Below are 236 nucleotides of genomic sequence, written 5' to 3'. Positions count from 1 at the left end.
ATTGCGACCAGTCCCGCCGCCGCCAGATAAATCACCGGTACGCCCGCCCAGCTCATCACCAGCCCAGCCAGTGGTCCAGTCACGCCAAGCGATAAATCCATAAATACGGTGTAAGTTGCCAGCGCCGCCCCCTGATTTTGCTGCGGAACCGCTTTTACCGCCACTACACCCAATGCCGGGAACACCAGCGAAAACCCGGCCCCCGCCAGTAAGACGCCGATTTTCGCCATCCACGG

General features: G+C 60.6%; 1 pseudogene. It reads right to left on the bottom strand.

Features of this window, described 5'->3' with window-relative positions:
- A pseudogene (locus SB765_RS33735) lies at positions 1-236 on the bottom strand (MFS transporter); the annotation flags it as partial.

The organism is Pseudomonas sp. SIMBA_067 (assembly GCF_046534675.1).
GTDB lineage: Bacteria > Pseudomonadota > Gammaproteobacteria > Pseudomonadales > Pseudomonadaceae > Aquipseudomonas > Aquipseudomonas putida.
This window is presented reverse-complemented; position numbering and strand designations above follow the sequence as displayed.